A 23,941-nucleotide genomic window follows, 5' to 3' on the forward strand; every position below is an offset into this window, starting at 1 on the left:
CGTCAGTGGCAGGGGAAGCCGAGAAGGTGGCGGGCGTCATGCACCCACTCGTGCACGCCCTCACCGGAGACCAGCGCGGTGGCGCCCTGTTCGGCGCCGACGAAGTACAGCAGGACCAGCATCAGGACGCCGAAGAAGACGGCCCAGGGGGCTATCGACCGCAGCGGCAGCGGCGTGAGGGTCTGGGTGGTGGGGGTGGGGGTGGGGGCGGCGGTGGACTGCGCCATGGCGAGACCTCCTCGGGAACATCGCGTCCCGCATCGTGTGGAGCACGCGACGACGGCGTTGGGTCTGACTCGCCACCCTCGCCTGGTCGGCGGGGTGGCACACAGTGGCGCGACCGTGCCGGGCTTGCACCGGACTTCCGTGGCGCCGTCGTCCTTGTCGTCCCAGATGGTAGGGGTAATAAGGTCATCGGCCAACATGGCGTACGCCACCTACGCTGAACCGACCCGGGGAAAGGGCCTTCATGACTGTGCGACTCACGCTGGTGTGCGCCGCCGCGTCCACCGAGCACGACGTGCGTTTCGGCGCGGACACACCGCTCGACGAGCGGGCGTTGCGAGAGGCGCGGGCGACGGCCGGAGCTCTGCCCACGGCCGGCGCCCGGTACACGGCGCCTTCGCAACGGTGCCGGCAGACCGCTCGGGCCCTCGGGTGGGACACCTCCGCGGTGGAACCCGCGCTGCGCGACATGGACATGGGCGGTTGGCGGGGGCGAACCCTCGACGAGGTCGCGGCCGATGACGGTGCCGGGCTCGCCGCCTGGATGTCGGATCCCGAAGCGGCCCCGCACGGCGGCGAGTCCGTGGCCCGGCTGTGCCACCGCCTCGCTGCCTGGCTGGACGACTTGCCGACCGACACGGGACGGGTCCTGGCCGTGGTCGAGCAGGCGGTCGCGCGCGCTGCGGTGGTGCACGCACTGGGGGCACCACAACGGTCGTTCTGGCGCGTCGACGTCCCACCGCTGTCCGCCTGCCGGCTCACCGGCCGGAACGGCCGCTGGAATCTGCGGATGGGCGCCGTCGCCGGGGCAGCGAACGAGGCGGACGTCGACGCGTAGAAGTTGATGACGTACCGGGCCCTGCCGGCAGTCGCCCCAGGGCAGCTCCGCTCCAGGGCGACACCGGCGTACCTCAGCTCACCTCTCGGACGAGGCCGCCCGGCGCCTGACCAGCCACCAGGCCCCGCCGCCAAGCGCGAGCAGCACGACGACGATCACGGCGACCAGGACGCCGGAGGAGATGCCGTCGTCGTCGGCGGCCGAGTCCTCCGCCGCCGGTGAGGCGTCCGCGTCCGTCGCTTCGGCGGAGGCGGTCGGCGCCGCGGCGCCGGACGTGGCGCTCTGCGTCGGAGTCGCGCGCGAACTCGGACTCGCACTCGCACTCGGGCTGACCGGCCGGGCGCCCGGGGCCGCGGCTTCCAGCTTCAGCACCGGCGCGGGCTGCTCCGGCTCCTTGCCGCCGGTGGGCAGTTCGATCCAGCGGGAGACCTCGCCGTCGCTGTAGGTCTCGACGGTCTTGAAGGCGAGTTCCTTCTCGTCGGGCAGCTGGCGGACCTTGATCTTGTGCTCGGCGTCGACACCGGCCTTCAACGCCGGGCCGCCCACCGTGTAGCCGTCGGCGGTGGCCTTCAGCTTCCAGCCCTTGGGGGCCTCGCCAAGGGTGACGTCAGCGGGGGCGAGTCCCTCGGGCAGTACGACACGCAGCTCGCTGAAGCCCGCGGAGGCGGACTCCGCCTCGGAGACGAAGGTGAGCGTGACGTTCTCCGCGAGCGCCTGCGGACGGTCAGCCTCGACCTCCGCGTGAGCGGCCGCCGGCGAGGCCAGGGTGAGCGTGGCGGTCAGCGCGGCTGCAGCGACGAGGGCGACACGACGGCCGCCGTGAACCACCAGATGGGCAGAGAGGGACGACACAGGGAAACTCCTTGCTGGTACGGGAGAATCCGGCCCCGCGGGAACCGGGGCCGGTGACGGGAGGAAGGTGCTCCCGCCGCGGTGGCCCCCTGCGCACCACCGCGTACTCCAGTAGTTCCTCCCACGCCCGCGCCGCCACCGCGAACGCGCCCGTTCGCCCGCCCGGCAGCGTGGGCAGCGCCCCGTCCGGGTCCACCAACAGCCGGGGCCGCACGCAGGCCAGAGCGGCCACCGCGGCCTTGGCCAGCGTGCCCAGCGTCTCGAGCGCCGCCGTCATCCGGGCGTCGGCCCGGTGCAGCAGCCAGGACACCACCAGTGCGGCGACGATGTGCACAGTGGTCATCGCCGCTCCGGCGTGATGCCAGGCATGGTCGTCCCCAAAAGCGGCGGCCGTCTGCCCGGCGTGCGTCGCGTGCGGTTGCGGTGCCATCGAGGTGTCACCGTCCGCGCAGGACAGGACGAGATGCAGCATGCCCTGCACGAGCAGCGTGAACCCGACCGTCGCGACCGGGGCGTAGCGACGCCGGGCCAGCGGCCACACCGCCGCGCACTGAGCCCCGGCCAACACGGCCACCAGCCGCCACGGCACCGGGCCTTCGGCGACCGTGAGATGCCCGAACGTCGCAAGCACGGTCCCGAGCACGGCGAACAGACCAGCCCGCGTACACGTTCCGGCACGGCTGGCCCGGCCCACTCCGGCACGTGTCTCACGCCCGGTCACATGATCAGGTGGCACGGCCGCCATCATTCCCTACGGGCTCGGCTTCGTACGCGAAACGCCGTACGACGCCCAGCCCTTGCCCCTTGTCCCTCGCCCCACCCCTTGTCCCTCGCCCCTTGTCCCCCGCCCCGCCCCTTGCCCCCGCCCCGCCTCTGCCTCCGCCTCCGCTCCTGAAGCCGCGCCGCCCGCTCCCTCGGCGCTGCGACAGGACCGCTCCACCCTCTTGTCTCTGTCTCAGGCACCCCCCTAGCCTGATTTTGTGCCGCTTATAAACAAAGCCCGAACGCACAACGCCGTGCCGGGCAACGCCCTCACCCGGCTCCGCATCACCCTCACCGTCTTCTTCGCCCTCGACGGCTTCATCTTCGCGGGATGGGTCGTCCGCATCCCCGCCATCAAGCAGCAGACCGGCGCCTCCGCCAGCACCCTCGGCCTCGCCCTCCTCGGCGTCTCCGCGGGCGCGGTGGTGACGATGATCCTCACCGGCCGGCTCTGCCGCCGCTACGGCAGCCACCGGGTCACCGTCGTCTGCGCCGCCTTCCTGTCCCTCAGCGTCGCCCTGCCACCTCTCACCCACTCGGCGCTCGCACTGGGCGCCGTACTCCTGGTCTTCGGCAGCGCGTACGGCGGGCTGAACGTGGCGTTCAACAGCGCGGCCGTCGACCTGGTGAGGGCGCTGCAACGGCCCATCATGCCCAGCTTCCACGCCGCTTTCAGCCTGGGCGGCATGATCGGCGCCGGGCTCGGCGGACTGGTCGCCGGTCAGCTGTCCCCGGCCCGCCATCTACTCGGCCTGACTCTCATCGGCCTGCTCGTCACCGCCCTGGCAGGCCGTCCCCTGCTACGCGTCCCGCCCCCGGCGCCATCGGAGAGCACACCGCAGCAGGACTCCGCGCCACGGCGCCTGGACACCCGCACACGCGGACTCGTCATCACCTTCGGTCTGATCGCACTGTGCACGGCTTACGGCGAGGGAGCCCTGGCCGACTGGAGCGCCCTGCACATCGAGCAGGACCTGGATGCCTCACCAGGCGCCGCGGCAGTCGGCTACTCCTGCTTCGCGCTCGCCATGACCATCGGCCGGCTCACCGGCACGAGGCTGCTCGAACGCCTGGGTCGGACCCGCACCCTGATATCCGGCGGCACGACCGCCGCGGCCGGCATGCTCCTCGGCGCCCTCGCCCCCTCTCTGTGGGCAGCGATCCTCGGGTTCGTGATCACCGGGCTCGGCCTCGCCAACCTCTTCCCCGTCGCCGTGGAACGCGCCGGGGCGCTGGCCGGCCCCGACGGAGTCGCGATCGCGTCCACTCTCGGCTACGGCGGCATGCTCCTGGGGCCGCCCGCCATCGGGTTCATGGCGGACTGGTTCTCCCTCCCGGTCGCCTTGACCAGTGTCGCGGCCCTGGCCGCCACGGCAGCCGTCATCGGCTTCGTCACGCGACGTGCGGCAGAGGGCTGAACCCACGGCCGCAGCTGAGGGCATGGAGCACGTGGATGCGCCGAACGACCCGGGCAAGGCCTACCGCGGTGACGGCGTGGCCCCGGAGCAACCGGTGCGCAGCGCCACCTCGCTGAAGCTCTGGATGGAGCACACTCCATCCGGCACACTCACCCCCATGGAGACTGCCGAGTACGTAGCGATCCTGGACCAGGAGGGCCGACTGCTGGCCGCGGCCGCCGAGGAGGCCGGCACCGGCGCCAAGGTGCCGACCTGCCCGGAGTGGCAGGTCGCGGACCTGGTGCGGCACACGGGGATGGTGCATCGCTGGGCAGCGGCGTTCGTCGCCGAGGGGCACACGTCGTACCACCCGGACGGAGGGCTGCCCGACCTCGACGGCGCCGAACTGCCGGCCTGGTTCCGGGAGGGACATGGGCAATTGGTCGAGACCCTGCGTTCTGCCCCGCCTGACGTCCAGTGCTGGCACTTCCTGCCCGCGCCCTCCCCGCTCGCCTTCTGGGCCCGGCGTCAGGCGCACGAGACGACGGTGCACCGGTTCGACGCCGAGTCGGCCAGGGGCGGCGCCCCGAGCGAAATCGCCGGCGCCTTCGCGGTGGACGGCATCGACGAGCTTCTGCTCGGCTTCCACGCCCTCGCCAGGAGCAGGGTGCGCACGGAGAAGCCCCGGATCCTGCGGGTGCGGGCGACGGACGAGGCCGGGGACACGAACGCGGACGGGGCGGTGTGGACCGTACGGCTGTCCCAGGAGCCGCCCGCCGCCGAGCGGGGCGATGCCGGGGACGCCGACTGCGAAGTGGCCGGGCCCGTCGGCCGGTTGTATCTGGCGCTGTGGAACCGGCTGCCGTTTCCCGCCCTGACCGGTGACGCCTCGGTCGCCGAGCTGTGGCGGGAGAAGTCCGCCGTCATCTGAAAGCGAGTCCGGCTCAGCCAGAGGCCAGCGTCCTCGTCAGTACCGCCCGCTGCACCGGCAGTACGTCGCCGTGCAGCGCGCGCCCCTTCTCCGTGAGCGCCACCTCCACGCCCCGCCGGTCCTCGGAACACATCCCGCGCTCGACGAGTCCGTCCTTCTCCAGCCGCGCGATCAGCCGCGACAGCGCGCTCTGACTGAGGTGGACGCGGTCGGCGATCTCCTGGACGCGGTACGAGCGGACGCGGTCCGCGGAACGCCCCTCGGACAGGACGTCCAGCACCTCGAAGTCACTGGCGCACAGGCCGTGTTGATGCAGCGCTCGGCCGAGTTCGCACTGGGTGCGCGCATGCTGCGCCAGGATCTCCCGCCACTGCTGAGCGAGCGCCTGCTCGGCCTTCTTCGCCGCCATGAGCGCACCGTAGCAGAGAAGGGAAATCGCCCGGAATCAAATGCATCTGCCATCGTTGGGGCGCCGTGCGCCCGGCGGGGCCTGCTTGTCCCGCCGGGCGCACTCCTGTGAGACTTCTGGGATGGACAGGATGGACGGGATGGAGACGTACGGGCGACGGTGCGGTCAGGCCGAGCGGGACGCGATGACCGTGGAGATCGGGTACGCCCTGTGCAGCGCGGTGTTCGCGGCGGCGGTCGTCTTCGGGGCCGTCGCCGGTCCGGTGCTGCTGTTCGAACTGCCGGAATCCGTCGAGCTGTTGCTGCTGCGGACCGGGCTGGTCCTCGCGCCGGCCCTCTTCGTCGCCCGTGTCGTCAGCGTCCTCGTCCGCTTCCGGCGGCGGCCTCAGCCCAGCCAGCCGGGCCGTACCAGCCCCGACTCGTAGGCCAGCACCACGAGTTGGGCCCGGTCCCGCACGCCCAGCTTGACCATGGTGCGGCTGACATGGGTCTTCGCGGTGAGCGGGCTGACGACCAGGCGGCGGGCGATCTCCTCGTTGGACAGGCCCATGCCGACCAGGGCCATCACTTCCCGTTCCCGTTCGGTGAGTTCGACGAGGGCGTCGGCGGCTGCGGGTTCCTTGGAGCGGGCGGCGAACTCGGCGATCAGCCGGCGGGTCACGCCCGGCGAGAGCAGCGCGTCGCCTGCCACCACCGCCCGTACGGCGCGCAGGAGTTCCTCCGGCTCGGTGTCCTTGACCAGAAAGCCGGAGGCACCCGAGCGGATCGCCTCGAAGACGTACTCGTCGAGTTCGAAGGTGGTGAGCATGACCACCTTGACCTCTGTCAGGTCAGGGTCGTCGGTGATGCGCCCGGTCGCGGCGAGGCCGTCCAGCAGGGGCATGCGGATGTCCATCAGGACGACGTCGGGGCGCAGCTCGCGCACCGTGCGCAGCGCCGCCTCGCCGTCGGAGGCCTCTCCGGCCACCTCGATGTCCGGCTGCGCGTCGAGCAGCGCCCGGAAACCGGCCCGTACCAGTGCCTGGTCGTCGGCGAGCAGTACGCGGATCACCGGTCGTCCTCCTCGAGTTCCACCTGCAACGGCAGCACGGCCAGCACCCGGAACCCTCCGTCGGCGCGCGGTCCCGCCTCGATCGTGCCACCCAGCGCGGCCGCCCGCTCCCGCATTCCGGCCAGACCGTTGCCGCTGCCTCCCGCGTCGGCGCCGGTCGCGGGTCCGTCGTCGTCGATACGGAGCCGTAGCGCGCCGGCGTCGTGATCGAGCCGTACGCGCGCGTGCCGTGAACCGGAGTGCCGGACGACATTGGTGAGGGCCTCCTGGACGATGCGGAAGGCCGCGAGGTCCGTGCCGGGGGCGAGCCGGGGCGGGGGCCCGTCCACCTCGACGGTGAGGCCCGCGCCGGCCGCCTGCTCCACCAGTTCGGGCAGCCGGTCGAGGCCGGGCGCGGGAGCGCGCGGCGCGTCGCCGGGTGTGCGGAGTGTGCCGAGAACCTGACGGACCTCACCGAGGGCCTCCTTGCTGGCGGCCTTGATGGTGCTGAGCGCGGTGCGCGCCTGCTCGGGGTCCGTGTCGAGGAGGGCGAGACCGACGCCGGCCTGCACGTTGATCACGGAAATGCTGTGGGCGAGGACGTCGTGCAGTTCGCGGGCGATGCGCAGCCGTTCCTCGTCCGCGCGCCGCCGCGCGGCCTGTGCGCGCTCGGCCCGCTCGCGGGCCCACTGGTCCCGTCGGGTGCGGGCGAGCTCCGAGACCGCGACGATCGCCACCGTCCCGGTGGCGACCACGAGCTCCTGCCCCCAGGAGCCGGCGGAGTCCCCGGACGGCGGCAGCCATCGGTACAGCCAGTGCGCCACCAGCATGTGGCCCGCCCAGAGCATCCCCAGCGCCGCCCACGCGGCCCAGCGACGCCCCGCGACGATGGCACTGAAGCAGGCCAGGGCGACGGCCAGGAAGATTGGCCCGTACGGGTATCCCGCGCCGAGATAGACCATGGCGGCAGCCGCCGTACCGAACACGACGACCACCGGATACCGCAGCCGCCACAGCAGCAGGCCCGAGCCCACCACCAGGAGCACCCGTGCGAACGGGTCGAGGGGTGCCCGCCCGCCCTCCTGCGCGTGCGCCGCGAAGGTGGAGCCCACGAGCACGAACACGGTGACCAGCACGGTGGACAGCCAGGGCCGACGGGCCCTTCGCTGCTGCCCGTCCGAGCGGCTCCACCACGGCGGCCCGTTCCGCCACGACGGGGACCCATCCCGCCACGACGAGGGTCCGTTCCGCCACGACGAGGGCGGGCCGCCCCCGCGTCGGCGCCGCTCGTCCTCGTCCATGACGGCCACGCTAGACGCCGTCCGCCCCCGGCGGCGTCCGCCGGGGGCGGTGGTCACGCGTACTCCCCGTGCAGTACGCCGGGCCCGGCGCCGGCCGGCCCTGGTGGCTCACACCTGCGCCGGGTCCATCAGCCCCACGCCGTGGGCGAGCCGGGTGACCGCGTGCCGGAAGAACGGCTCGCGGTCGTCCACGACCCGGTTGAACTGGCCGAACAGCTCGAACCCGATCAGGCCGTACAGCTGTGCCCAGGCCGCCACCAGGGCGGTGACCGTCTCGGGCGGGAGGTCGGGGGCCTGGTCGGCGGTCATGCGCATGGCCTCGGGACGCAGCTCCGCGGGCAGGGGCGGCTCGGTCAGGTGGCGGTCCTGGTGTGCTGCGCGGACAATTTCGATGAGGACCAGGGCGACGCGGGACGCGGCCGGGACCGTGGTGTCCGGTGCGGTGTAGCCGGGCACCGGCGATCCGTAGATCAGCGCGTACTCGTGCGGATGGGCTAGTGCCCAGCCGCGCACGGCCTCACAGACGGCGATCCAGCACTGCGTGGGACCGGCGCCCGCGAGCGCGTCGTACGCCGCCTCCACGCTCGCACCCATGGAGTCGAAGGCATCGATGATGAGCGCGGTCAGCAGGTCGTCGCGGCTGGGGAAGTAGCGGTAGAGCGCGGAGGACACCATGCCGAGTTCGCGGGCCACGGCACGCAGCGAGAGTTTGGCGGCACCTTCGGCCGCGAGGTGTCTGCGGGCCTCGTCCTTGATGGCCGCGGTGACTTCGATGCGGGCTCGGGCGCGGGCGCCGGGTGCGGTGCTGCTCATGGGGCCAGTCTCCCATGAAACCAGAGCACTGCACACAAAGGAGAGCGCCGCACACAAAAGAGAGCACTGCTCTTGCTTTATGGTGCCCGCCCGGGCACACTGAGCGCATCGATCGAGAGCATCGCTCACAAAAGAGAGCACCGCTCTCCCTGATCTTGGGGGTTCCATGTCCACGCACGTACAGAAACCCGGCTGGCTCACCATCAACGTCCTCAACCGTGCCGTCGCATGGATGACCCGCCGGGGCCTCAGCGTCTGGGGCTCCCGGATGCTGGCGGTTCGCGGCCGCAAGAGCGGCGAGTGGCGGACCACCCCCGTGAACCTGCTGACCGTGGACGGACAGCAGTACCTGGTCGCTCCGCGCGGGCACGTCCAGTGGACGCACAACATGCGCGCGGCCGGCGGCGGCGAGCTCCGCCTCGGCAAGAACGTGGACGTGTTCAGCGCGACCGAGGTCACCGACGACGACAAGGTCCCGCTGCTGCGCGCCTACCTCAAGCGCTGGAAGGCCGAGGTCGGGGTCTTCTTCAACGGCGTCGGCCCCGACTCCTCCGACACCGACCTGCGCCGCATCGCCCCCGACCACCCGGTCTTCCGGATCACGGTCACGGCGTGACCTCGCCGCCCGCGGGCTCCACGGGACGGCGGTCCATCGCGGCGAGGGCGCGCTGCGCGAAGGGGTGGGAGCGGACGAGCTCGCCCAGCGAGGTCGCCCCCCGGGTGATGTCGGCGAACGCCTTCCAGGCGGGCCGGAAGCCGGTGAGCGCCGCGTGGAACAGGCCCGGGCGCCGCTCGAACACCGCCAGCATGCTCTTGCCGACGCTCATCTCGACGCCGAGCCCCGCCTTGATGGCGAACGCGTAGTTCAGGGCCTGGCGCCGGGCGTCCACCGCGTCGTGCGCCTCCGCGATCCTGACCGCCCACTCCCCCGCGAGCCGGCCCGAGCGCAGCGCGAACGAGATGCCCTCGCGGGTCCACGGCTCCAGCAGCCCGGCCGCGTCCCCGCACACCAGCACCCGCCCGCGTGACAGCGGCGAGTCGTCGGCACGGCAACGGGTCAGGTGGCCGGAGGAGATGCCCGGTTCGAAGCCGGCCAGACCGAGCCGCCCGATGAACTCCTCCAAGTAGCGCTTGGTGGCCGCCCCTTCACCGCGCGCCGAGATCACCCCGACCGTCAGGGTGTCGCCCTTCGGAAACACCCAGCCGTAACTGCCGGGCATCGGCCCCCAGTCGATGAGCACCCGCCCCTTCCAGTCCTCGGCGACCGTCTCCGGCACCGGGATCTCCGACTCCAGGCCGAGATCCACCTGGTCGAGCTTCACGCCGACGTGCGCTCCTATGCGGCTGGCGCTGCCGTCCGCGCCGACCACCGCCCGCGCGAGCACCGTCTCACCGCCCTGCAGGACCACCGCGACCGTGCGCCGGTCCGGCACGGAGGAGCCGTGCTGCTCGACCCGCTGGACGGTGACACCCGTACGCAGTTCCGCGCCCGCCTTCTGTGCGTGCTCGACCAGTTGCTGGTCGAACTCGGGCCGGTTGATCAGCCCGAACAGCATCTGCCGCGAGCGGCGGGTGCGGCTGAAGCGGCCGTTGTGCGAGAACGTCACCGCGTGCACCCGGTCCCGGAACGGCAGCTCGAAGCCGGGCGGCAGGGAGTCGCGGGAGGGGCCGATGATGCCGCCGCCGCACGTCTTGTACCGGGGCAGTTCGGCCTTCTCCAGCAACAGCACGCGCCGCCCCGCCACCGCCGCCGCATAGGCGGCCGAGGCGCCCGCGGGTCCCGCGCCCACCACCACGACGTCCCACACCCGCTGTACGTCGTCCGCCGAAGAATCGTCCGCCGAAGGGTTCTCGCTGCTCACGATGGTCTACTGCTCCCGGTCAAGCCGCTGTCGCACCTGTCCCCCGCATCCTACGGCGGACCTCGCCGCAGGCCACTGTGGGAGGATCTACGGCACTCACAGGTACAACGTCGCACCCACAAGGAGCGTGCCCATGTCGTCGCATCCGGTCGCCGAGACCGTCGCCTCGTTGATGCCCCGGGCGAGGGCGGAGCTCACCGAGCTGGTGGCCTTCAAGTCGGTGGCGGACTTCGACCAGTTCCCGAGGAGCGAGAGCGAGGGCGCCGCCCGATGGGTCGCGGACGCACTCACCGCGGAGGGCTTCCAGGACGTGGCCCTGCTCGACACCCCCGACGGCACCCAGTCCGTGTACGGCCACCTGCCTGGACCCGAGGGTGCGAAAACGGTCCTGCTGTACGCCCACTACGACGTGCAGCCGCCGCTGGACGAGGCCGCCTGGACCACTCCGCCCTTCGAGCTGACCGAGCGCGACGGCCGCTGGTACGGGCGCGGGGCCGCCGACTGCAAAGGCGGCGTGCTCATGCATCTGCTGGCGTTGCGCGCGCTGAAGGCCAACGGTGGTGTCCCGGTCCACGTCAAGGTCATCGCCGAGGGCTCGGAGGAACAGGGCACCGGCGGTCTGGAGCGGTACGCCGAGGAACACCCCGACCTGCTCGCGGCCGACACGATCGTCATCGGCGACGCGGGCAACTTCCGGGTCGGCCTGCCGACGGTCACCTCCACGCTGCGCGGCATGACCCTCGTCCGCGTGGAGATCGACACCCTGGAGGGCAATCTGCACTCGGGCCAGTTCGGCGGGGCCGCACCCGACGCGCTGGCCGCGCTGATCCGCGTACTGGACTCGCTGCGCGCACAGGACGGTTCGACGACGGTCGACGGGCTCACCCCGAAGACGCGGTGGGAGGGGCTGCGATACGACGAGGAGCACTTCCGCCACGACGCCAGGGTGCTCGACGGTGTCGAGCTGATCGGCTCCGGCACGGTCGCCGACCGGATCTGGGCCCGGCCCGCCGTCACGGTCCTCGGCATCGACTGCCCGCCGGTCGTCGGCGCCACCCCGTCCGTACAGGCGGGCGCCCGCGCGCTGGTCAGCCTGCGGGTGCCGCCGGGCGTGGACGCGGGGGAGGCGACCAAGCTGCTCCAGGCCCATCTGGAGGCGCACACGCCGTGGGGCGCGCGGGTGCGCACCGAGCAGGTCGGGCAGGGCCAGGCGTTCAGCGCGGACACGACCAGTCCGGCGTACGCGGCCATGGCCGAGGCGATGGCGGTCGCCTACCCCGGTCAGCAGATGCAGTACGCCGGTCAGGGCGGCTCCATCCCGCTGTGCAACACCCTCGCCACCCTGTACCCGCGCGCGGAGATCCTGCTCATCGGTCTGAGCGAGCCGGAGGCCCGGATCCACGCGGTGGACGAGAGCGTGTCCCCCGAGGAACTGGAGCGCCTGTCGGTGGCGGAGGCGCTGTTCCTGCGCACCTACGCGGCGAGCTGACCGCTACGCCCGACTCGCCGTACCGGTGGGCGACTTCGACCGGCGTCTCGCGCAGGAGCGCCGGCCGCCGTATCCGCGCGATCAGCTGCTGAGCACGAGGTCCTCGTCGCGTGCCTCCTGGAGCAGGTGCGGACAAGCGAAGTCCCCTCCGGAACCCGGGGGCGGCGGGGACTTCGCTACGGGTTCAGCCGACCGGGATCCCCGCTTCCAGATAGAGCGCCGCGCCGCGTTCCCGCGCTCGCAGCGCCCGGCGCAGCCGTTCGTAGCGCACCGGCGGGAGCAGGTCGGCGGCCTCCTCCTCGGTGGCGAAGCACCAGTCGCGCAGTTCGGAGCCCGGCAACCGGAGCCGCCCGGCCTCGGCGGAGTCGAGCCGGCCTCCGTCGAAGAGGAAGCGCAGACCGCCGTAACGAGGAGGCGCGGGCGGTTCCCAGTCGACGACGAGAAGGCGGGGTACGTCGTCGAGGCAGATGCCGGTCTCCTCGGCGACCTCACGCATCCCGGCCCGGGCCGGAGCCTCACCGGGCTCGACGACCCCGCCCGGGAACTCCCAGCCGGCCTTGTAGGTGGGGTCGACGAGCAGCACCCGGTCCTGCTCGTCGAAGAGGAGGACACCCGCGGCGAGCGTCTCGGCGGTCGGCTCGGGCGTCTGCACGATGTCGCAGACCGGCACAGTGCCCCCGCTGACGGCCTCGGCGACCCGCAAGGCGGTCTCGTACGGCGTGAGGGCGCCGGTGTCGATCGGGTACGCGTCCGCGGTGAGCCAGGAGGCGAGGGCGGATCGGTACGGCTCTATGTGGTCGTACGCCCGCTGCCGCACCCGCGTCTCCTCGTCGGGGAGGTCCGGCGGGACCTCCCGCCCGGCTATTCGCTCACGCAGGATCGTTTCGGCCGGGGCGAGGAGGACATGCCGGACAGCGATCCGGCGTGCGGCCAGGCCACCGAAGATCTCGTCCCGGTAGTCCTGGCGGAGCAGGGTCATCGGGACCACCAGGATTCCGCCCAGCTCGGCGAGCATCGCGGCGGCCGTGTCGATCACGAGTCGGCGCCAGATCGGCAGGTCCTGGAAGTCGCCCACCTCGGCGAGGCGTTTGGGCGGCAGCAGGTGCGTGAGCCCTGCGCCGATCACCTCGGGGTCGAAGAGCGCGCTGTTCGGGATCAGTTCGATCAGCTCCCGTGCGGTGGTGGTCTTCCCCGCACCGAACGCGCCGTTGATCCAGACGATCACGTTTCCCCCTCTTCTGGTGGCCCCCTGTGGCTTGCCCGCTCCACCCTGCCATGGAAACCAGCCGCAGTAGAGGGCGCACAGACGGGCACCGGCGCCCCCTCCGGTCGGAGGGGGCGCCGGTGCCCCGGTTGCGCGGTCGGGCCTCGTCAGCCGTTCTGCCCGAGGCCGTCCTCGCCGACGGCCGGGCTGTCGGCGGCGACGGTGTGGTCGAGGGTACTGAGGGTCTTGTCGACGTCGAGGCCACCCCGTTCCTCACCCAGGGCGTGGGACGGGGAGACGGCCGCGACGACGAAGCCGGTGGCGAGGGAGGCGATGGCGAGCATGCTGCGCTTCTTCATGCCGGGTTCAACTGGCGAACGGCGCCGGAGTCACGCCCCGCGTCGGGGTGATCGGGACAGGGCCGGAAGCGGCCGACGAGCGGCTCGTCCGGCGGCGGCACGGTCGCCGCGCCGCCGCCGGACCAGGTCGACAGCGGCGTCCGGCCACTCGGGGTGTTCGAAGTCGAAGCCCGCGTCGAGCAGGCGACCGGGGACGACGCGCCGGCTCTTCAGAAGGAGTTCGGTGTCGGAGCCCAGCACGACAGCGCCGAGTTCCGCCATCCAGCGGGTCGCCGGGAGGCCCGTCGGAACGCCCCAGGCGGAGCGCAGGGCGCGCATGAACGCGCGCTGCGGCAGGGGCGCGGGAGCGGCGAGGTTCACGGGGCCGGCGAGGTCGTCCCGGTCGACGAGGAACTGCACCGCGCGGACGAAGTCCCGGTCGTGGATCCAGGACACGTACTGGCCACCGCCCGCGACAGGGCCGCCGAGTCCGAGCCGCGCAAGCCAGGACAGAACGTCGAAGACACCTTCCCGGTCGGGGCTCATCACCATGGCGGAGCGCAGGGCGACCTTGCGGGTGTGCGGTGTCTCGGCCTGCTCCTGGGCGCGCTCCCAGCGGGTGGCGATCTCGACGCTGTAGGCCCAGTAGTCCGGGACGCCGGGCTCGGTGCCGCCGAGCAGTCCCGTCTCCTCGTCGTTGGGCGCGTCGAACCGATGGGAGTAGACGGTGGCCGTACTCATCTGCAGCCAGACCCGTGGCGGGCGGGCGGCGGCCGCGATCGCCTCACCCACGACCCGGGTGGAACGCACCCGCGAGTCCATCATGGCCTTCAGGTTGACCTCGGTGTACCGGCAGCTGACGGTGCGCCCGGCCAGGTTGATCACGACGTCGCTGCCGTCGATCTCCGCGGTCCAGGGGCCCGGGGTCTCGCCGTCCCAGGCGACTTCGCCTTCGCGTCGCGGCCGTCTGGTCAGGACGACGACCTCGTGTCCCGCCGCGGTCAGCGCACGGTTCATGATCGCGCCCACCTGCCCGGTCCCCCCGGGTATCACGATTTTCATAGGCTCCCCTTCGGTTCGGGGCAAGCATAGCGCAGATATTTGAACATGTTCAAAAGATAGGTCGTGGCATGCGGAAGACCCCGGCCGGTCCACGCGGGGCGGTTTCCAGGGATCGACCGGGGGTCCAGCCAAGGTGAGGCCAAAAGCCACAACGGCGGATGGGAGTGGCCTGTGTCCGTGGAGGCCATCACTCGTTCGGCGCAATGTCGTTGGCGTGGTGACGGCTAGATCGGCCGAGACCGGGCGGTGATGTTCGACCTCACCGGGCTGCTGAAGCTCAAGGCCACCAGCGAGGACCGGCGGGTACTGGACGCACTCGCGCACGCCAAGCGGTACAAGACCTCCTGCAAGACGATCCCGGAGATCGGCGAGGACGGCCGGAGGGTCGACGTCTCCTTCGCCACGCAGAACTGGCAGAAGGCCATCCGGGACAGGAACCGGCCCGGATCGTTCGTCCGCAAGCACTTCGAGGCGATGGTGTTCTGCTGTCTCGCCGAGGATCTGCGGACCGGCGACGAGGGCTGGAAGATCGAGCCGGAGGACCTGGCGGAGATCTCCCCGTACCTGACGGAGCACATCATGCGGTTCGGCGAATACTCCACCCACGAGCTCGGCATCGCGCCGGACGCGTATGAGGCTCACCTCGACGTCGACTTCACCCGGCTCGACGTCGAGGATGTGGCCGAGGCGGCCTGAAGCGGGGGCCCTCGGCCGTTCGGCAGGATCCGCCCAGCCCTTCCACTGCGGCCCGCATGCTGTCCAACCCGCTGCTCTGCACCAGTAACCCCTCGGCCAGTTGGTCTCAGCGAAGAAATGACTGCGCAGGTCAGAGCCGAGCGAGGCGTCATCCTGGTGGTGTCGCACAATGAGCGGATGACGTATACCGAGGATGCGGCCACCGCCCACGCCTGGGCGGCCCTGGGGGGCCGGAGCCAACTGGTTCAGAGCGTGTCCTTCGAGGGGGCGGGCGCTGTCCTGCCGTCGCGTCTGCCGGTGAGGGAACTGGCGCGGGCCAGCGTCGGAGTGTCCTCGCTGGCGGCGGCGGAACTGCTGGCGCTGCGCAACCGTGTGCCGGTGCCCACAGTGCGGGTGAACGAGGCGGCGGTGGCCACCGCGTTCGTCAGTGAACGCCACCTGCGAATCGACGGCCGGGCCCCGACGTCTTTCGCCCCGCTGTCCCGGTTCTGGCCAGCGGCCGACGGCTGGGTTCGCACCCACGCCAACTACCCGCACCACCGAGCCCGGCTGCTCAGCGCCCTGGGTATCGCGGACACGGGAGGGGACCAGGCGCTGGTGGGTGTGCTCTCGAAGGAGTTGGCATCGCGTCCGGCCGTGGAGGTCCAGGAGACCACCTACGCGGCAGGCGGCCTGGCCGTGGCCGTGGCTTCCGCACCCACTGCGGCCGGGCCCGCCCTGGTCGAGACGCGGCACGTGGGTCGGAGCAGCCCTCGGCTGCTGGCGCCCGCATCCGTACCGGCCCAAGACGTGCGGGTCCTGGACCTGACCCGCGTCATCGCCGGCCCCGTCGCCACACGCACACTGGCACTGCTGGGCGCCGACGTGCTGCGCGTGGACGCCCCCCAGCTCCCCGAGGACGCAGATGCTCACGCCGACACCGGCGTGGGCAAACGCTCCACGTTGCTGGACCTCAGCAGCCCTGGCGACCGGCACGCCTTCGAGGACCTTCTCAGCCAGGCGGATGTCGTGGTGACCGGCTACCGCCCCGGTGCCCTGGACCGGCACGGACTGACCCCCGACGTGCTCCTGGACCGGTACCCCGACCTCATCGTGGCCCAACTGTGCGCCTGGGACTGGTCCGGCCCCTGGGCCGAGCGTCGCGGCTTCGACAGCCTGGTCCAAGCCGGTACCGGTATCGCCGCGATCGAGGCCACGGCCGACGGCCGCCCCGGTGTACTGCCCGCACAGGCGCTGGACCACGGAACCGGGTACCTGCTCGCCGCCGCCGTCCTACGTGCACTGAGCGACCGCCAGGCCACCGGCGGTGGGCGTCATCTTCGCCTCTCCCTGGCAGGCACAGCGTCCTGGCTGCTGCACGACATCCGCCCCACCCCCGCACAGGGCGAAGCCGACACCTACGATTCCGGATCCTGGCTCACCAAGACCGAATCGCCCTACGGACTGCTGCGTCATGCCCTGCCCCCGGTCCACTACAACGGCGCACCCGTGAACTGGGACCATGCACCGACCCAGTGGGGCACCGATCTGCCGAACTGGGCCTAAAAACGCGACGGCCCTTGGGCCTTCAAATAACCCTCGTTTATTGACGATCATGAAACCGGTCCGCGCGGACCCCGGACCTTCAAAAACTCCTTCAAAAACCCCAGTGCTTCAACAACCTCGGATCACCGTTTCTTGAGAAGATCCGGGGGTGAACGCGACCCTGGAACCTGTGACGTTCAGCGCTTCATGGCGTCGATTCTTCACCGCAGTCTGGCGCGGCCGACCTGGGATCACCTGCACTGATGTCGTAGCCCTCTACTCAGCTCTACGCAATCGGGGCGTCGCCGCCTCTCGCCCGTTGAGACGAATCCTGAACGGTGCCGACGCCGCGGCCGAGCCGGCCGCTTCTCCCGAACCGCAGTCAGTTGCCCGTGGTGAAGTCTTCTGATCGGTCTTGCTGCAGGCGGATGTAGCGGTGGTTCAGCAGGTCGAGCGCATCGGGAATGCCGCCGCCGAACTCGTCTCGAATCCTCTGCAGGGCTTGAATCCTGCGCCCCTCTCCTGGCCGACGCTGACGACGTCGGACGGGTGGTTGAACGGGACGCCAGGACAGCTCCGGAATATTGATCATCGCGGTGAAGCCGTTGATGTCCACGAAGGTGACGCCGAAGCTGGCGATGGTTTGCACCGTGCCGGTGACGACCTGGCCGCGCCGCTGCCGAAGAGGACGACGTCTACTGGCCGCCCCTCCGCGCAACAGGTGCGGATGTGGCACAGGACGGCCTCGTTCGCGGCGTAGTTCCCGACGAACTCGGCGAACTCCACACGGCCGGTGCCCTGAACGTAGGGGACGGGAGGCGGGCCGTCGAAGGTGGAGGCAGCAAGCGGCCCGAGCTTGCGCAGGAGCCGTTGTGCGATCCGCAAGCGGTCCCTGGCGCGGTTGGCCTCACCGATCTGGAGTTGCGTCATGGGGAGACTCAGGGTGCACGACCACTGCCAGCGGCGCTCCAGAACAAGGCCGATCTCCTCGGCGACAGCGTGGACCCGACGGTCGGACCAGTACAGGTACCGTCCGGTGTCGCCACCTTGTGTCACGAACCATGCTCCGCTCTCGCACACCTTCACCTTCGGCCGACTGTAGGGGCTTCGCTGGGCAGTGTGGCGGTCTTAGCGAAGGTGGACCCAGCGGGCCGGCGTCGGTAGACGTGAGCAGGCCCCCGGGATACCTTCCCGGGGGCCTGCTGGTGGGGTGATCTTCGATTAGCTGGTCTCGCTGTTGTCGTCCGGCTCGGGCTCGGCCGACGTACGACGGCGGGCGACGATCAGGGTCACAGCGCCGACGACGACGAGGAGGCCGGCGCCTGCAGCGATCCACGGTGTGGCGTCGGCACCTGTGTGGGCGAGAGAGCTCGCCGGTGCCTTCGGCGTGGAGTCGCCAGCCGGGGCTGCGGTGGACGAGGAGTCAGCATTTGGTGTGCCGGTGCCCGGCGAGGAGGGCGTGGCCCCGCTGCTCGGCTTGCCCGGAGTAGACGGGCTGTGGGTGGGTTTGTCCGGGGGGGGCGGGCTTCGGGTCGGTCGCGACCTTGGCGTTGGTGACGGTCGCAGTCACCGGGGCACCGGGACCCGCGGTGAACGTCTTCATCGGCTTATAGAGGTCGTAGCCAGCGGGGGCCTTGTTGTGGCCAAGGTTGGCGGTTGACCGTTGACCGCAGGGCCTTGAGCGTCATCGCGAGCGATCTGCCGCCGACATGCCGCGCGAAACACCCGGACCGCACCGGAGGAATCTTCCGCCCGCTGGCCTGCCACTTCGCCCACCACTTCTCGACCCCCTTCAGCGACACCCCGCAGACCGCCGCCACATCCTCACGGTCCCGCCCCGTCACCGACGCGGCCACCGCCCGCAACCGCAAGGCTTCCTGCACCGGCGGCGACTGATGCCGCGCGTCCCTCACCAGATTCCTCACACACCGCCAACGCCCCGGAACCCAAACTGTTTTGGATCAGGACCCCATACCGAGATGCGCTCCACCGGCGACGTCGAGTGAGACGCCGGTGATGTACCGGTTGACCGGGTCCGTGAGGAAGCCGATCGCGTTGGCGACCTCGGTCGGTTCGGCGAAGCGTCGCATGGGGAGTTGTGCGGCGCGTGCGGCGCGTGCTGCCTGCGCGGAGCCGGACTGGTCGGCGAGCTGTGACCACATCGGTGTGTTCACCGGTCCGGGGTTGACGGCGTTGACCGAGATCCCATCCGGTCCGAGGATCTTCGCCATCGACCACATGATGTGCAGCACGGCGATCTTGCTGGCGTTGTACGGCAGGTAGTCGACCCGTGCTTCCTTGGCCGCGACCGACGACAGCAGCAGAATCGTGCCCTTCGTGCCGCTGTCCCGCATGAGGTTCGCGACCTCGCGCGTGATGGTGAACGTGCCCGTGGCGTTGATGCGCATGGTGCGCTCGAACTCCTCGGTCGTGGTCGCCAGCGGATCGGGGGTGCCGCCCAGCACCCCCGCGGCGTGGACGAGGACGTCGATGCGGCCGTGCTCGGCGACGGTGCGGCGCACCACTACGGTGGTCTGCTGCTCGTCGGTGACGTCGAGCTCGGCGAAGCCGGCGAGGTCCTGGCCTTCGAGCGGTGCGAGGTCGGCCCCGACGACGATGTCCCCGCGCGCCCGCAGGGCGTCGACGACGGCCGCGCCGATGCCGCCGCTGGAGCCGGTGACCAAGGCTACCTGGGGCTGCGGCGCTACTTCACTGCTTTGCTGGACCACGTGCGTCCCTCCTGCTCCTCGGTGGGCAGGCCCGCCACCGCGAGGATCTTGTCGAGTAGCTGCTGGGTCTTGACCGCTTCCCATCCGGAGGTCAGCGGCTGCTGCCGGTCCTTGACGCGGTCGAGGAAGTGGCGGACCGCGTCGGCGAAGCCGAAGGTCTCGGTCGCGGTCGCCCAGCCGAACGCCTCCGGGCTCATCGACCGGACGGTGCGGGCGCCGTCCGCTGTCACCGCGACGGTGTCGGGGGCGATGACCTCCGCCGAGCGCATCTGCCCGTACGCGTCGAGCTTTTCGCCCCACGCGCCGGCAGTTCGGGCCGCGACCAGCAGGCCCGTGTTCCCGGTCGAGAACCGGATGAGGGCGGCTGTGCCGTCCTCTTCCCAGGGGTCGGTTCCGGCGGCCGCGCTGGTGACCTCGACGACGTCTCCGCCGCAGAACCATCGGAGGAGGTCCACCATGTGGATCGCGTTCTCGAACGTGGCCCGGTACTCGGAGCCGGCGCGGTTCTTCTGCGCGACGCAGAACGACGCTCCGGCCGCGCCGAACGTCTCCCGCGCGGCGACGTACACGGGCGCGAACCGCCGGTTCAGGCCGACCATCAGGATGCGGCCGTGCTCGTCGGCGAGTTCCGCGAGGCGGACCGCGTCGGAGGTCGAGGTGGCGAGGGGCTTCTCGCAGAACACGTCGATGCCGGCACGGAGGGCCATCTCGACGGCCGTGACGTGCTCGGAGCGGGGAGTGAGCACGAAGACGGCGTCGAGCTCTTCGGCGTCGAGCATCGCGTCGACCGTGCGGTACACGTGCGCGAACCCCCACCGACGCTGCAGCGGGCTCGGGTCCTCGCGCCGCGACACCAGGGCGCGCAGCTCGACGTCGTCGCGCTGAACGAGGGTGGGCAGCTGCGCGATGCTGGCGATGTTGCCGGCGCCCACCACGCCGACTCGGAGCGCGGTCACGAGCGGACCTCGGCCTTCTGGCCGGCCGCCTCGACATCGAGCTGCCGCAGCAACGTACGGAGGTGCTCGGCGCCGCGCCGGAATCCGATCTCCGGGGCTTCCAGATCCTGCGGATGCCACCGGTACTCGTATTCGAGCGAGAGCACGTCGTCGTAGCCGACTTCGCGCAGGCGCCGGAGGATGCTCGACCAGGCGAGGATGCCGTCGCCGACGACGCGCGACATGACGGCGCGCTCCTCGGCGTGCACGCGCGCCGTCTCGGACGCGACGAACGGGGCGTTCGGGTCCTTGAAGACAAGGTCCTTGACGTGCACGTGGCCGATGAGATCGCCCTGGACGGCGAAGGCGTCCTCGAAGTCCTCGTCGTGGGTGAAGGTGAGGTTCGCCTGGTCGTAGAGGACGCGGACGGCGGGCGAGTCGACCGCGCGGATGAGCTCGGCGGTGTCGCGCGCGGTCTGCGTCATGGTGCCGAAGTGGTTCTCGGCGCAGAGCACGACGCCTGCGTCCGTCGCCGGGGTGGAGAGCTCTTGGAACGAGCGGACGAGCTGTGCCCAGTGCGCGGCGTGGTCCTTCCCGTCCGGCTGCCATGCGCCGGAGTAGACGCGGATGCGGTTCGCGCCGATCGCGTGGGCGGTGTCGATGGCCGATCGCAGTTCGTCGACGGCTGCCGCGCGTATGCGCTCGTCGGTCGCGTTGATCGCGGTCGTGTATGGGGTGAGCCCGATGATGGAGATGCCTTCGCCGTCGGCGACGCGTGCCGCTTCCGCCGCTGCCGCGGTATCGCCGACGGGCAGACCGCTCTTGTAGTCGTCCTGGTAGATCACTTCGGCGGCATCCAGGCCGGCTCGGGCGAAGAGTTCGAGCGCTTCGGGAACGGTGTGGTCGGGAGTGCCGAGAGTGTGGCCGGCGATCTTCACGAGGGTGTCTCCGAGGTCTTCGAGATCGAGTGGGTGTGCCAGTCGTGGGGGCCGACGAGACGTGGCGGGTCGACGACGCGCGAGCGGTCGACGAACTCGAGGATGAGCCCCCAGGAGGTGCGGGCGTACACCCAGCGGTTCCCGGCGACAGCGGGGCTGTCGCCGGCGACCTCCTTGCGCGCACCGAGGATCTCGATGCCCCGGAGGTCGGCGATCGCGTCGACGACGTCGTCCACGTCGTCCACGACGAAGCAGAGGTGGTGCCCGCCCGCGTCGCTGGCGCGCGGGAACACGGGTGAGCGGTCCTCGCTCCACCACTGGAACAGCTCGACGTTCAGGTTCGGCGGCAGCCGGAGCATGCGCAGCTCCAGGTGTGCGTCCGCGGGCACGCCGAAGTGCTCCGGCATGACTGCCGCATCGGGTCCGCGGGTGGAGCGATAGAGCTCCTCGGCGCCGAAAAGGACGGTGAACAGGCGGGTGGCGTCGTCAAGGTCGGGGACAGTGAAGGCCACGTGGTCCACGTATTGCAGACCGGGAAGGCGGCCGGGGTTCGGATTCATGAGCGCTGTTCCTGGGTGGAGGAGCGGATGAGAAGTGATGGCTCGAGCACGACGTGTTCGGGCGGGCCGCCGGCGATGAGTGCCTCGCCGAGTTCGATGGCGATCCGTCCGAGGTCGGTGATGGGTTGTCGGACGCTGGTCAACCGGGGGTTGAACTGGGCGCCGAGGTCGAGGCCGTCGAAGCCGATCACCGACAGGTCGCCGGGCACGGACAGTCCGCGCGAGCCGAGCTCGGAGATCATGGCGAACGCGATGAGGTCGTTGGAGGCGATCACCGCTGTCGGGCGGTTCGATTCCCGCATCCAGCGGTCCACGGGCTCCGGCCCCGGTTCGGCGCCGGGCGCCGCCTCGAGGACGACGGGCGGGACGGCGTGACGCTCGGCGGCGCGGTGGTAGGCGTCCCAGCGATCCTGGGCGGTGTACGTGCCGACGATGCCCGGGGCGTAGGCGATGTTCGAGTGCCCGAGACCAAGGAGGTGGTCGAAGGCGAGGTCGATGCCGCGGACGCTGTCGACGGTGACGGTGGGCACGGTCGGGTCGTCCTCGACCCGGTCGATGACGACGACCCGGTTCTGGAACGCGTACCGGCGGAGCGCCTCGAGGTTGACCCGGGTCGAGGGGGCGACGATGCCGAAGGGCGAGTACATGGAGTGCATCGCGCTCACATAGTCGGCGGTCTGTCCGGCGTCGCCGTTGGTGATGCAGAGCATCAGCTGGTAGCCGCGTGCTTCGGCGGCGGCGGCGGTCGTGCGCGCCAGCTCGGCGAAGAACGGGTTCGTCAGGTCCGGAACGATCAGCGGGACGAGGTTGCTCGAGCCGCGGCGGAGAGCCTGCGCGAGGGGGTTCATCGAGTAGCCGAGCTCGGCCGCGACACGCAACACATGTTCCCGGGTCGCCGCACGCACGGCATCCGGCTTCGAGAACGCGCGCGACACGGTCGAACGGTGCACGCCGGCCGCCTTGGCGACGTCGTCGATGCTCACCTCAGCCACGACGCGCCGTCCCTTCCGGGTGCGGCGACCAGATGAGCTCCATCGTGGTCAGAAGCTCGGCGAGCGTCGACATGCCCGCGAACCCGGTCGTCAGCGTGTCGGCGACGCCGGTGACGAACACGTCGTACAGCGGGTCGCTGTCGACTTCCAGGACGGCGCTCTTGGTGACACCGGACTGGTCGGTGAATGTCGCGTCCCCGTTGGTGTCGACGGTGGCGAACCCATGGGACCCGGCCGCGGTGAAGCTGCAGTACCGCTTCAGCGGCGAGTCGGGGAACGCGTAGCCGACCTCGACGATCGCCTCGCGGCCCGTGCCGGTGGTCAGGATCATCGTGGAGTGGTCGTCGACCGCCTCGCCGTGCAGTGTGGTGGAGAGCTTCTGGACGACCTCGACGGGGTGTCCGAGGTGACGGATCGCCAGGTCGACGAAGTGCGGGCCGAGGTTCATCAGGCTGCCGCCGCCCGAGAGGTCGGGTTCGAGCATCCACGGGTTGCCGTTGCTCCGGTACCGCGAGGGCGGACCGGCGACGAACGCCATTCGTTCGTAGACGATGTCGCCGGCCTGTCGCAGCCACGTGTCGATCGGTGCACCGCGCTGGACGAGCGCCACGGTCGCCGGTACGGCGGCCGAGCGCGCCTCCTCCTCGATCGCCCGAAGGTCGTCGAGGTTCGCACCGGCGGGCTTCTCGATCACGAACGGGATGCCGCGGCCGATGAGCTTTCGGCCGACCTCGAGCATCTCGTGGTGCGGGCAGAACACGAACGCCACGTCGATGCCGTCCTGGTCCAGGGCCTCGTCGACGCTCGCCGCGACGGGTGCGCCCAAGGGCTCGGCGAATGCCCGAGCGACCGCGGGATCGGGGTCCTGCACCGCCCTCACACGGAAGCGTCGGGCAAGCCCGGCACGGTACAGCGGCGCGTGCCAGTGGGACGCACCCAGCACCACGGCCGAAGGCCGGGGGGCCGAAGAGGAATGATCCACCGCCGACGACTCTCCTTCGCATTGATCGTTCGCGTTGATCGAGGATCCCGGCGCCTCAGCCGCTTCGGGATGA

27 protein-coding genes and 1 pseudogene are annotated in these 23,941 nt (G+C 71.0%); 9 read left to right on the forward strand and 19 right to left on the reverse strand.

Annotation, left to right across the window (positions count from 1 at the left end):
* Positions 1–2: 2 nt before the first annotated feature.
* Entirely contained in the window at positions 3–227 is a 225-nt protein-coding gene (locus M2271_RS03255; protein WP_280885533.1) for a CbtB-domain containing protein, read from the reverse strand.
* 242 nt (positions 228–469) lie between these two features.
* On the opposite strand from M2271_RS03255, the gene M2271_RS03260 reads away from it, so the two are divergent.
* Positions 470–1,063, forward strand: a complete 594-nt coding sequence (locus M2271_RS03260) for a histidine phosphatase family protein (RefSeq protein ID WP_280885534.1) — start codon at positions 470–472, stop codon at positions 1,061–1,063.
* Positions 1,064–1,141: 78 nt separating this feature from the next.
* On the opposite strand, the gene M2271_RS03265 is transcribed toward M2271_RS03260, so the two are convergent.
* Both M2271_RS03265 and M2271_RS03270 read right to left on the reverse strand, forming a co-directional pair.
* Entirely contained in the window at positions 1,142–1,894 is a 753-nt protein-coding gene (locus M2271_RS03265) for a DUF1775 domain-containing protein (RefSeq protein WP_280885702.1), read from the reverse strand.
* A complete protein-coding gene (locus tag M2271_RS03270; RefSeq protein ID WP_280885535.1) occupies positions 1,788–2,546 on the reverse strand; it encodes a hypothetical protein in 759 nt (252 codons plus the stop codon). The genes M2271_RS03265 and M2271_RS03270 overlap by 107 nt, the downstream gene beginning before the upstream one ends.
* Before the next feature lie 385 nt (positions 2,547–2,931).
* On the opposite strand from M2271_RS03270, the gene M2271_RS03275 reads away from it, so the two are divergent.
* Both M2271_RS03275 and M2271_RS03280 read left to right on the forward strand, forming a co-directional pair.
* Positions 2,932–4,095 (forward strand): MFS transporter, encoded by a 1,164-nt coding sequence (locus M2271_RS03275; protein WP_280885536.1) that lies wholly within the window; start codon positions 2,932–2,934, stop codon positions 4,093–4,095.
* Between the two features lie 157 nt (positions 4,096–4,252).
* On the forward strand, positions 4,253–5,005 hold the full coding sequence (locus M2271_RS03280; protein ID WP_280885703.1) for a maleylpyruvate isomerase family mycothiol-dependent enzyme: 753 nt from the start codon (positions 4,253–4,255) through the stop codon (positions 5,003–5,005).
* A gap of 13 nt (positions 5,006–5,018) precedes the next feature.
* On the opposite strand, the gene M2271_RS03285 is transcribed toward M2271_RS03280, so the two are convergent.
* Positions 5,019–5,414, reverse strand: a complete 396-nt coding sequence (locus M2271_RS03285; protein WP_280885537.1) for a MarR family transcriptional regulator — start codon at positions 5,412–5,414, stop codon at positions 5,019–5,021.
* A gap of 139 nt (positions 5,415–5,553) precedes the next feature.
* Here M2271_RS03285 and M2271_RS03290 point away from each other — a divergent pair, with 139 nt between their 5' ends.
* Entirely contained in the window at positions 5,554–5,838 is a 285-nt protein-coding gene (locus M2271_RS03290; protein ID WP_280885704.1) for a DUF6332 family protein, read from the forward strand.
* On the opposite strand, the gene M2271_RS03295 is transcribed toward M2271_RS03290, so the two are convergent.
* The 3 genes from M2271_RS03295 to M2271_RS03305 all read right to left on the reverse strand — a co-directional run bounded on the left by M2271_RS03295 (position 5,799) and on the right by M2271_RS03305 (position 8,557).
* A complete protein-coding gene (locus tag M2271_RS03295; RefSeq protein WP_280885538.1) occupies positions 5,799–6,464 on the reverse strand; it encodes a response regulator transcription factor in 666 nt (221 codons plus the stop codon). The genes M2271_RS03290 and M2271_RS03295 overlap by 40 nt on opposite strands.
* Complete coding sequence (locus M2271_RS03300; RefSeq protein WP_280885705.1) at positions 6,461–7,744, reverse strand: sensor histidine kinase; 1,284 nt, start codon at positions 7,742–7,744, stop codon at positions 6,461–6,463. The genes M2271_RS03295 and M2271_RS03300 overlap by 4 nt, the downstream gene beginning before the upstream one ends.
* Before the next feature lie 108 nt (positions 7,745–7,852).
* Positions 7,853–8,557 (reverse strand): TetR/AcrR family transcriptional regulator, encoded by a 705-nt coding sequence (locus M2271_RS03305; RefSeq protein WP_280885539.1) that lies wholly within the window; start codon positions 8,555–8,557, stop codon positions 7,853–7,855.
* A gap of 166 nt (positions 8,558–8,723) precedes the next feature.
* Here M2271_RS03305 and M2271_RS03310 point away from each other — a divergent pair, with 166 nt between their 5' ends.
* Positions 8,724–9,173 carry a nitroreductase family deazaflavin-dependent oxidoreductase gene (locus tag M2271_RS03310; protein ID WP_280885540.1) on the forward strand — a complete coding sequence of 150 codons (450 nt, stop codon included), beginning with the start codon at positions 8,724–8,726 and terminating at the stop codon, positions 9,171–9,173.
* On the opposite strand, the gene M2271_RS03315 is transcribed toward M2271_RS03310, so the two are convergent.
* Complete coding sequence (locus tag M2271_RS03315; RefSeq protein ID WP_280885541.1) at positions 9,163–10,419, reverse strand: geranylgeranyl reductase family protein; 1,257 nt, start codon at positions 10,417–10,419, stop codon at positions 9,163–9,165. The two genes, M2271_RS03310 and M2271_RS03315, sit on opposite strands and share 11 nt — an antisense overlap.
* 133 nt (positions 10,420–10,552) lie before the next feature.
* Here M2271_RS03315 and M2271_RS03320 point away from each other — a divergent pair, with 133 nt between their 5' ends.
* The gene (locus M2271_RS03320) at positions 10,553–11,908 is read left to right on the forward strand and encodes a dipeptidase (protein ID WP_280885542.1); all 1,356 of its coding nucleotides are present in this window, start codon (positions 10,553–10,555) and stop codon (positions 11,906–11,908) included.
* A gap of 184 nt (positions 11,909–12,092) precedes the next feature.
* On the opposite strand, the gene M2271_RS03325 is transcribed toward M2271_RS03320, so the two are convergent.
* The 3 genes from M2271_RS03325 to M2271_RS03335 all read right to left on the reverse strand — a co-directional run bounded on the left by M2271_RS03325 (position 12,093) and on the right by M2271_RS03335 (position 14,512).
* A complete protein-coding gene (locus M2271_RS03325; RefSeq protein WP_280885543.1) occupies positions 12,093–13,133 on the reverse strand; it encodes an NUDIX hydrolase in 1,041 nt (346 codons plus the stop codon).
* 146 nt (positions 13,134–13,279) lie between these two features.
* The gene (locus M2271_RS03330) at positions 13,280–13,471 is read right to left on the reverse strand and encodes a hypothetical protein (protein WP_280885544.1); all 192 of its coding nucleotides are present in this window, start codon (positions 13,469–13,471) and stop codon (positions 13,280–13,282) included.
* Between the two features lie 30 nt (positions 13,472–13,501).
* On the reverse strand, positions 13,502–14,512 hold the full coding sequence (locus tag M2271_RS03335; protein WP_280885545.1) for a TIGR01777 family oxidoreductase: 1,011 nt from the start codon (positions 14,510–14,512) through the stop codon (positions 13,502–13,504).
* 249 nt (positions 14,513–14,761) lie between these two features.
* Here M2271_RS03335 and M2271_RS03340 point away from each other — a divergent pair, with 249 nt between their 5' ends.
* Together M2271_RS03340 and M2271_RS03345 are read left to right on the forward strand one after the other, a co-directional pair.
* Complete coding sequence (locus M2271_RS03340) at positions 14,762–15,208, forward strand: hypothetical protein (RefSeq protein ID WP_280885546.1); 447 nt, start codon at positions 14,762–14,764, stop codon at positions 15,206–15,208.
* 327 nt (positions 15,209–15,535) lie between these two features.
* Entirely contained in the window at positions 15,536–16,753 is a 1,218-nt protein-coding gene (locus tag M2271_RS03345; RefSeq protein ID WP_348539140.1) for a CoA transferase, read from the forward strand.
* 498 nt (positions 16,754–17,251) lie between these two features.
* Here the strand turns inward: M2271_RS03345 and M2271_RS03350 are convergent.
* A pseudogene (locus M2271_RS03350) lies at positions 17,252–17,408 on the reverse strand (S1 RNA-binding domain-containing protein); the annotation flags it as partial.
* 747 nt (positions 17,409–18,155) lie between these two features.
* On the reverse strand, positions 18,156–18,335 hold the full coding sequence (locus M2271_RS03360; protein ID WP_280885548.1) for a hypothetical protein: 180 nt from the start codon (positions 18,333–18,335) through the stop codon (positions 18,156–18,158).
* 74 nt (positions 18,336–18,409) lie between these two features.
* Here M2271_RS03360 and M2271_RS03365 point away from each other — a divergent pair, with 74 nt between their 5' ends.
* Complete coding sequence (locus tag M2271_RS03365; protein ID WP_280885549.1) at positions 18,410–18,628, forward strand: hypothetical protein; 219 nt, start codon at positions 18,410–18,412, stop codon at positions 18,626–18,628.
* Between the two features lie 65 nt (positions 18,629–18,693).
* Here the strand turns inward: M2271_RS03365 and M2271_RS03370 are convergent, their stop codons facing one another.
* Genes M2271_RS03370 through M2271_RS03395 form a run of 6 tightly spaced genes read right to left on the reverse strand, consistent with a single transcriptional unit; the run spans position 18,694 to position 23,868 of the window.
* Positions 18,694–19,461, reverse strand: a complete 768-nt coding sequence (locus tag M2271_RS03370) for an SDR family oxidoreductase (RefSeq protein ID WP_280885550.1) — start codon at positions 19,459–19,461, stop codon at positions 18,694–18,696.
* Entirely contained in the window at positions 19,437–20,417 is a 981-nt protein-coding gene (locus M2271_RS03375; protein WP_280885551.1) for a Gfo/Idh/MocA family oxidoreductase, read from the reverse strand. The genes M2271_RS03370 and M2271_RS03375 overlap by 25 nt, the downstream gene beginning before the upstream one ends.
* Positions 20,414–21,334, reverse strand: a complete 921-nt coding sequence (locus M2271_RS03380; RefSeq protein ID WP_280885552.1) for a sugar phosphate isomerase/epimerase — start codon at positions 21,332–21,334, stop codon at positions 20,414–20,416. Before M2271_RS03380 ends, M2271_RS03375 begins: the two co-directional genes overlap by 4 nt.
* On the reverse strand, positions 21,331–21,894 hold the full coding sequence (locus M2271_RS03385; RefSeq protein WP_280885553.1) for a VOC family protein: 564 nt from the start codon (positions 21,892–21,894) through the stop codon (positions 21,331–21,333). Before M2271_RS03385 ends, M2271_RS03380 begins: the two co-directional genes overlap by 4 nt.
* A complete protein-coding gene (locus M2271_RS03390) occupies positions 21,891–22,886 on the reverse strand; it encodes a LacI family DNA-binding transcriptional regulator (RefSeq protein ID WP_280885554.1) in 996 nt (331 codons plus the stop codon). Before M2271_RS03390 ends, M2271_RS03385 begins: the two co-directional genes overlap by 4 nt.
* Positions 22,879–23,868 (reverse strand): Gfo/Idh/MocA family oxidoreductase, encoded by a 990-nt coding sequence (locus M2271_RS03395; RefSeq protein WP_280885555.1) that lies wholly within the window; start codon positions 23,866–23,868, stop codon positions 22,879–22,881. Before M2271_RS03395 ends, M2271_RS03390 begins: the two co-directional genes overlap by 8 nt.
* Positions 23,869–23,941: the final 73 nt, after the last annotated feature.

The sequence above is a fragment of the Streptomyces sp. LBL genome, from assembly GCF_029893585.1.
Classification (GTDB): domain Bacteria; phylum Actinomycetota; class Actinomycetes; order Streptomycetales; family Streptomycetaceae; genus Streptomyces.

Excerpts from the sequence above, each read along its gene's own strand:
- M2271_RS03255 (WP_280885533.1), bottom strand. The coding sequence starts at position 227 with ATGGCGCAGTCCACCGCCGCCCCCACCCCCACCCCCACCACCCAGACC.
- M2271_RS03260 (WP_280885534.1), top strand. The coding sequence starts at position 470 with ATGACTGTGCGACTCACGCTGGTGTGCGCCGCCGCGTCCACCGAGCAC.
- M2271_RS03280 (WP_280885703.1), top strand. The coding sequence starts at position 4,253 with ATGGAGACTGCCGAGTACGTAGCGATCCTGGACCAGGAGGGCCGACTG.
- M2271_RS03285 (WP_280885537.1), bottom strand. The coding sequence starts at position 5,414 with ATGGCGGCGAAGAAGGCCGAGCAGGCGCTCGCTCAGCAGTGGCGGGAG.
- M2271_RS03290 (WP_280885704.1), top strand. The coding sequence starts at position 5,554 with ATGGAGACGTACGGGCGACGGTGCGGTCAGGCCGAGCGGGACGCGATG.
- M2271_RS03300 (WP_280885705.1), bottom strand. The coding sequence starts at position 7,744 with ATGGACGAGGACGAGCGGCGCCGACGCGGGGGCGGCCCGCCCTCGTCG.
- M2271_RS03305 (WP_280885539.1), bottom strand. The coding sequence starts at position 8,557 with ATGAGCAGCACCGCACCCGGCGCCCGCGCCCGAGCCCGCATCGAAGTC.
- M2271_RS03310 (WP_280885540.1), top strand. The coding sequence starts at position 8,724 with ATGTCCACGCACGTACAGAAACCCGGCTGGCTCACCATCAACGTCCTC.
- M2271_RS03320 (WP_280885542.1), top strand. The coding sequence starts at position 10,553 with ATGTCGTCGCATCCGGTCGCCGAGACCGTCGCCTCGTTGATGCCCCGG.
- M2271_RS03330 (WP_280885544.1), bottom strand. The coding sequence starts at position 13,471 with ATGAAGAAGCGCAGCATGCTCGCCATCGCCTCCCTCGCCACCGGCTTC.
- M2271_RS03335 (WP_280885545.1), bottom strand. The coding sequence starts at position 14,512 with ATGAAAATCGTGATACCCGGGGGGACCGGGCAGGTGGGCGCGATCATG.
- M2271_RS03340 (WP_280885546.1), top strand. The coding sequence starts at position 14,762 with ATGTTCGACCTCACCGGGCTGCTGAAGCTCAAGGCCACCAGCGAGGAC.
- M2271_RS03360 (WP_280885548.1), bottom strand. The coding sequence starts at position 18,335 with ATGAAGACGTTCACCGCGGGTCCCGGTGCCCCGGTGACTGCGACCGTC.
- M2271_RS03385 (WP_280885553.1), bottom strand. The coding sequence starts at position 21,894 with ATGAATCCGAACCCCGGCCGCCTTCCCGGTCTGCAATACGTGGACCAC.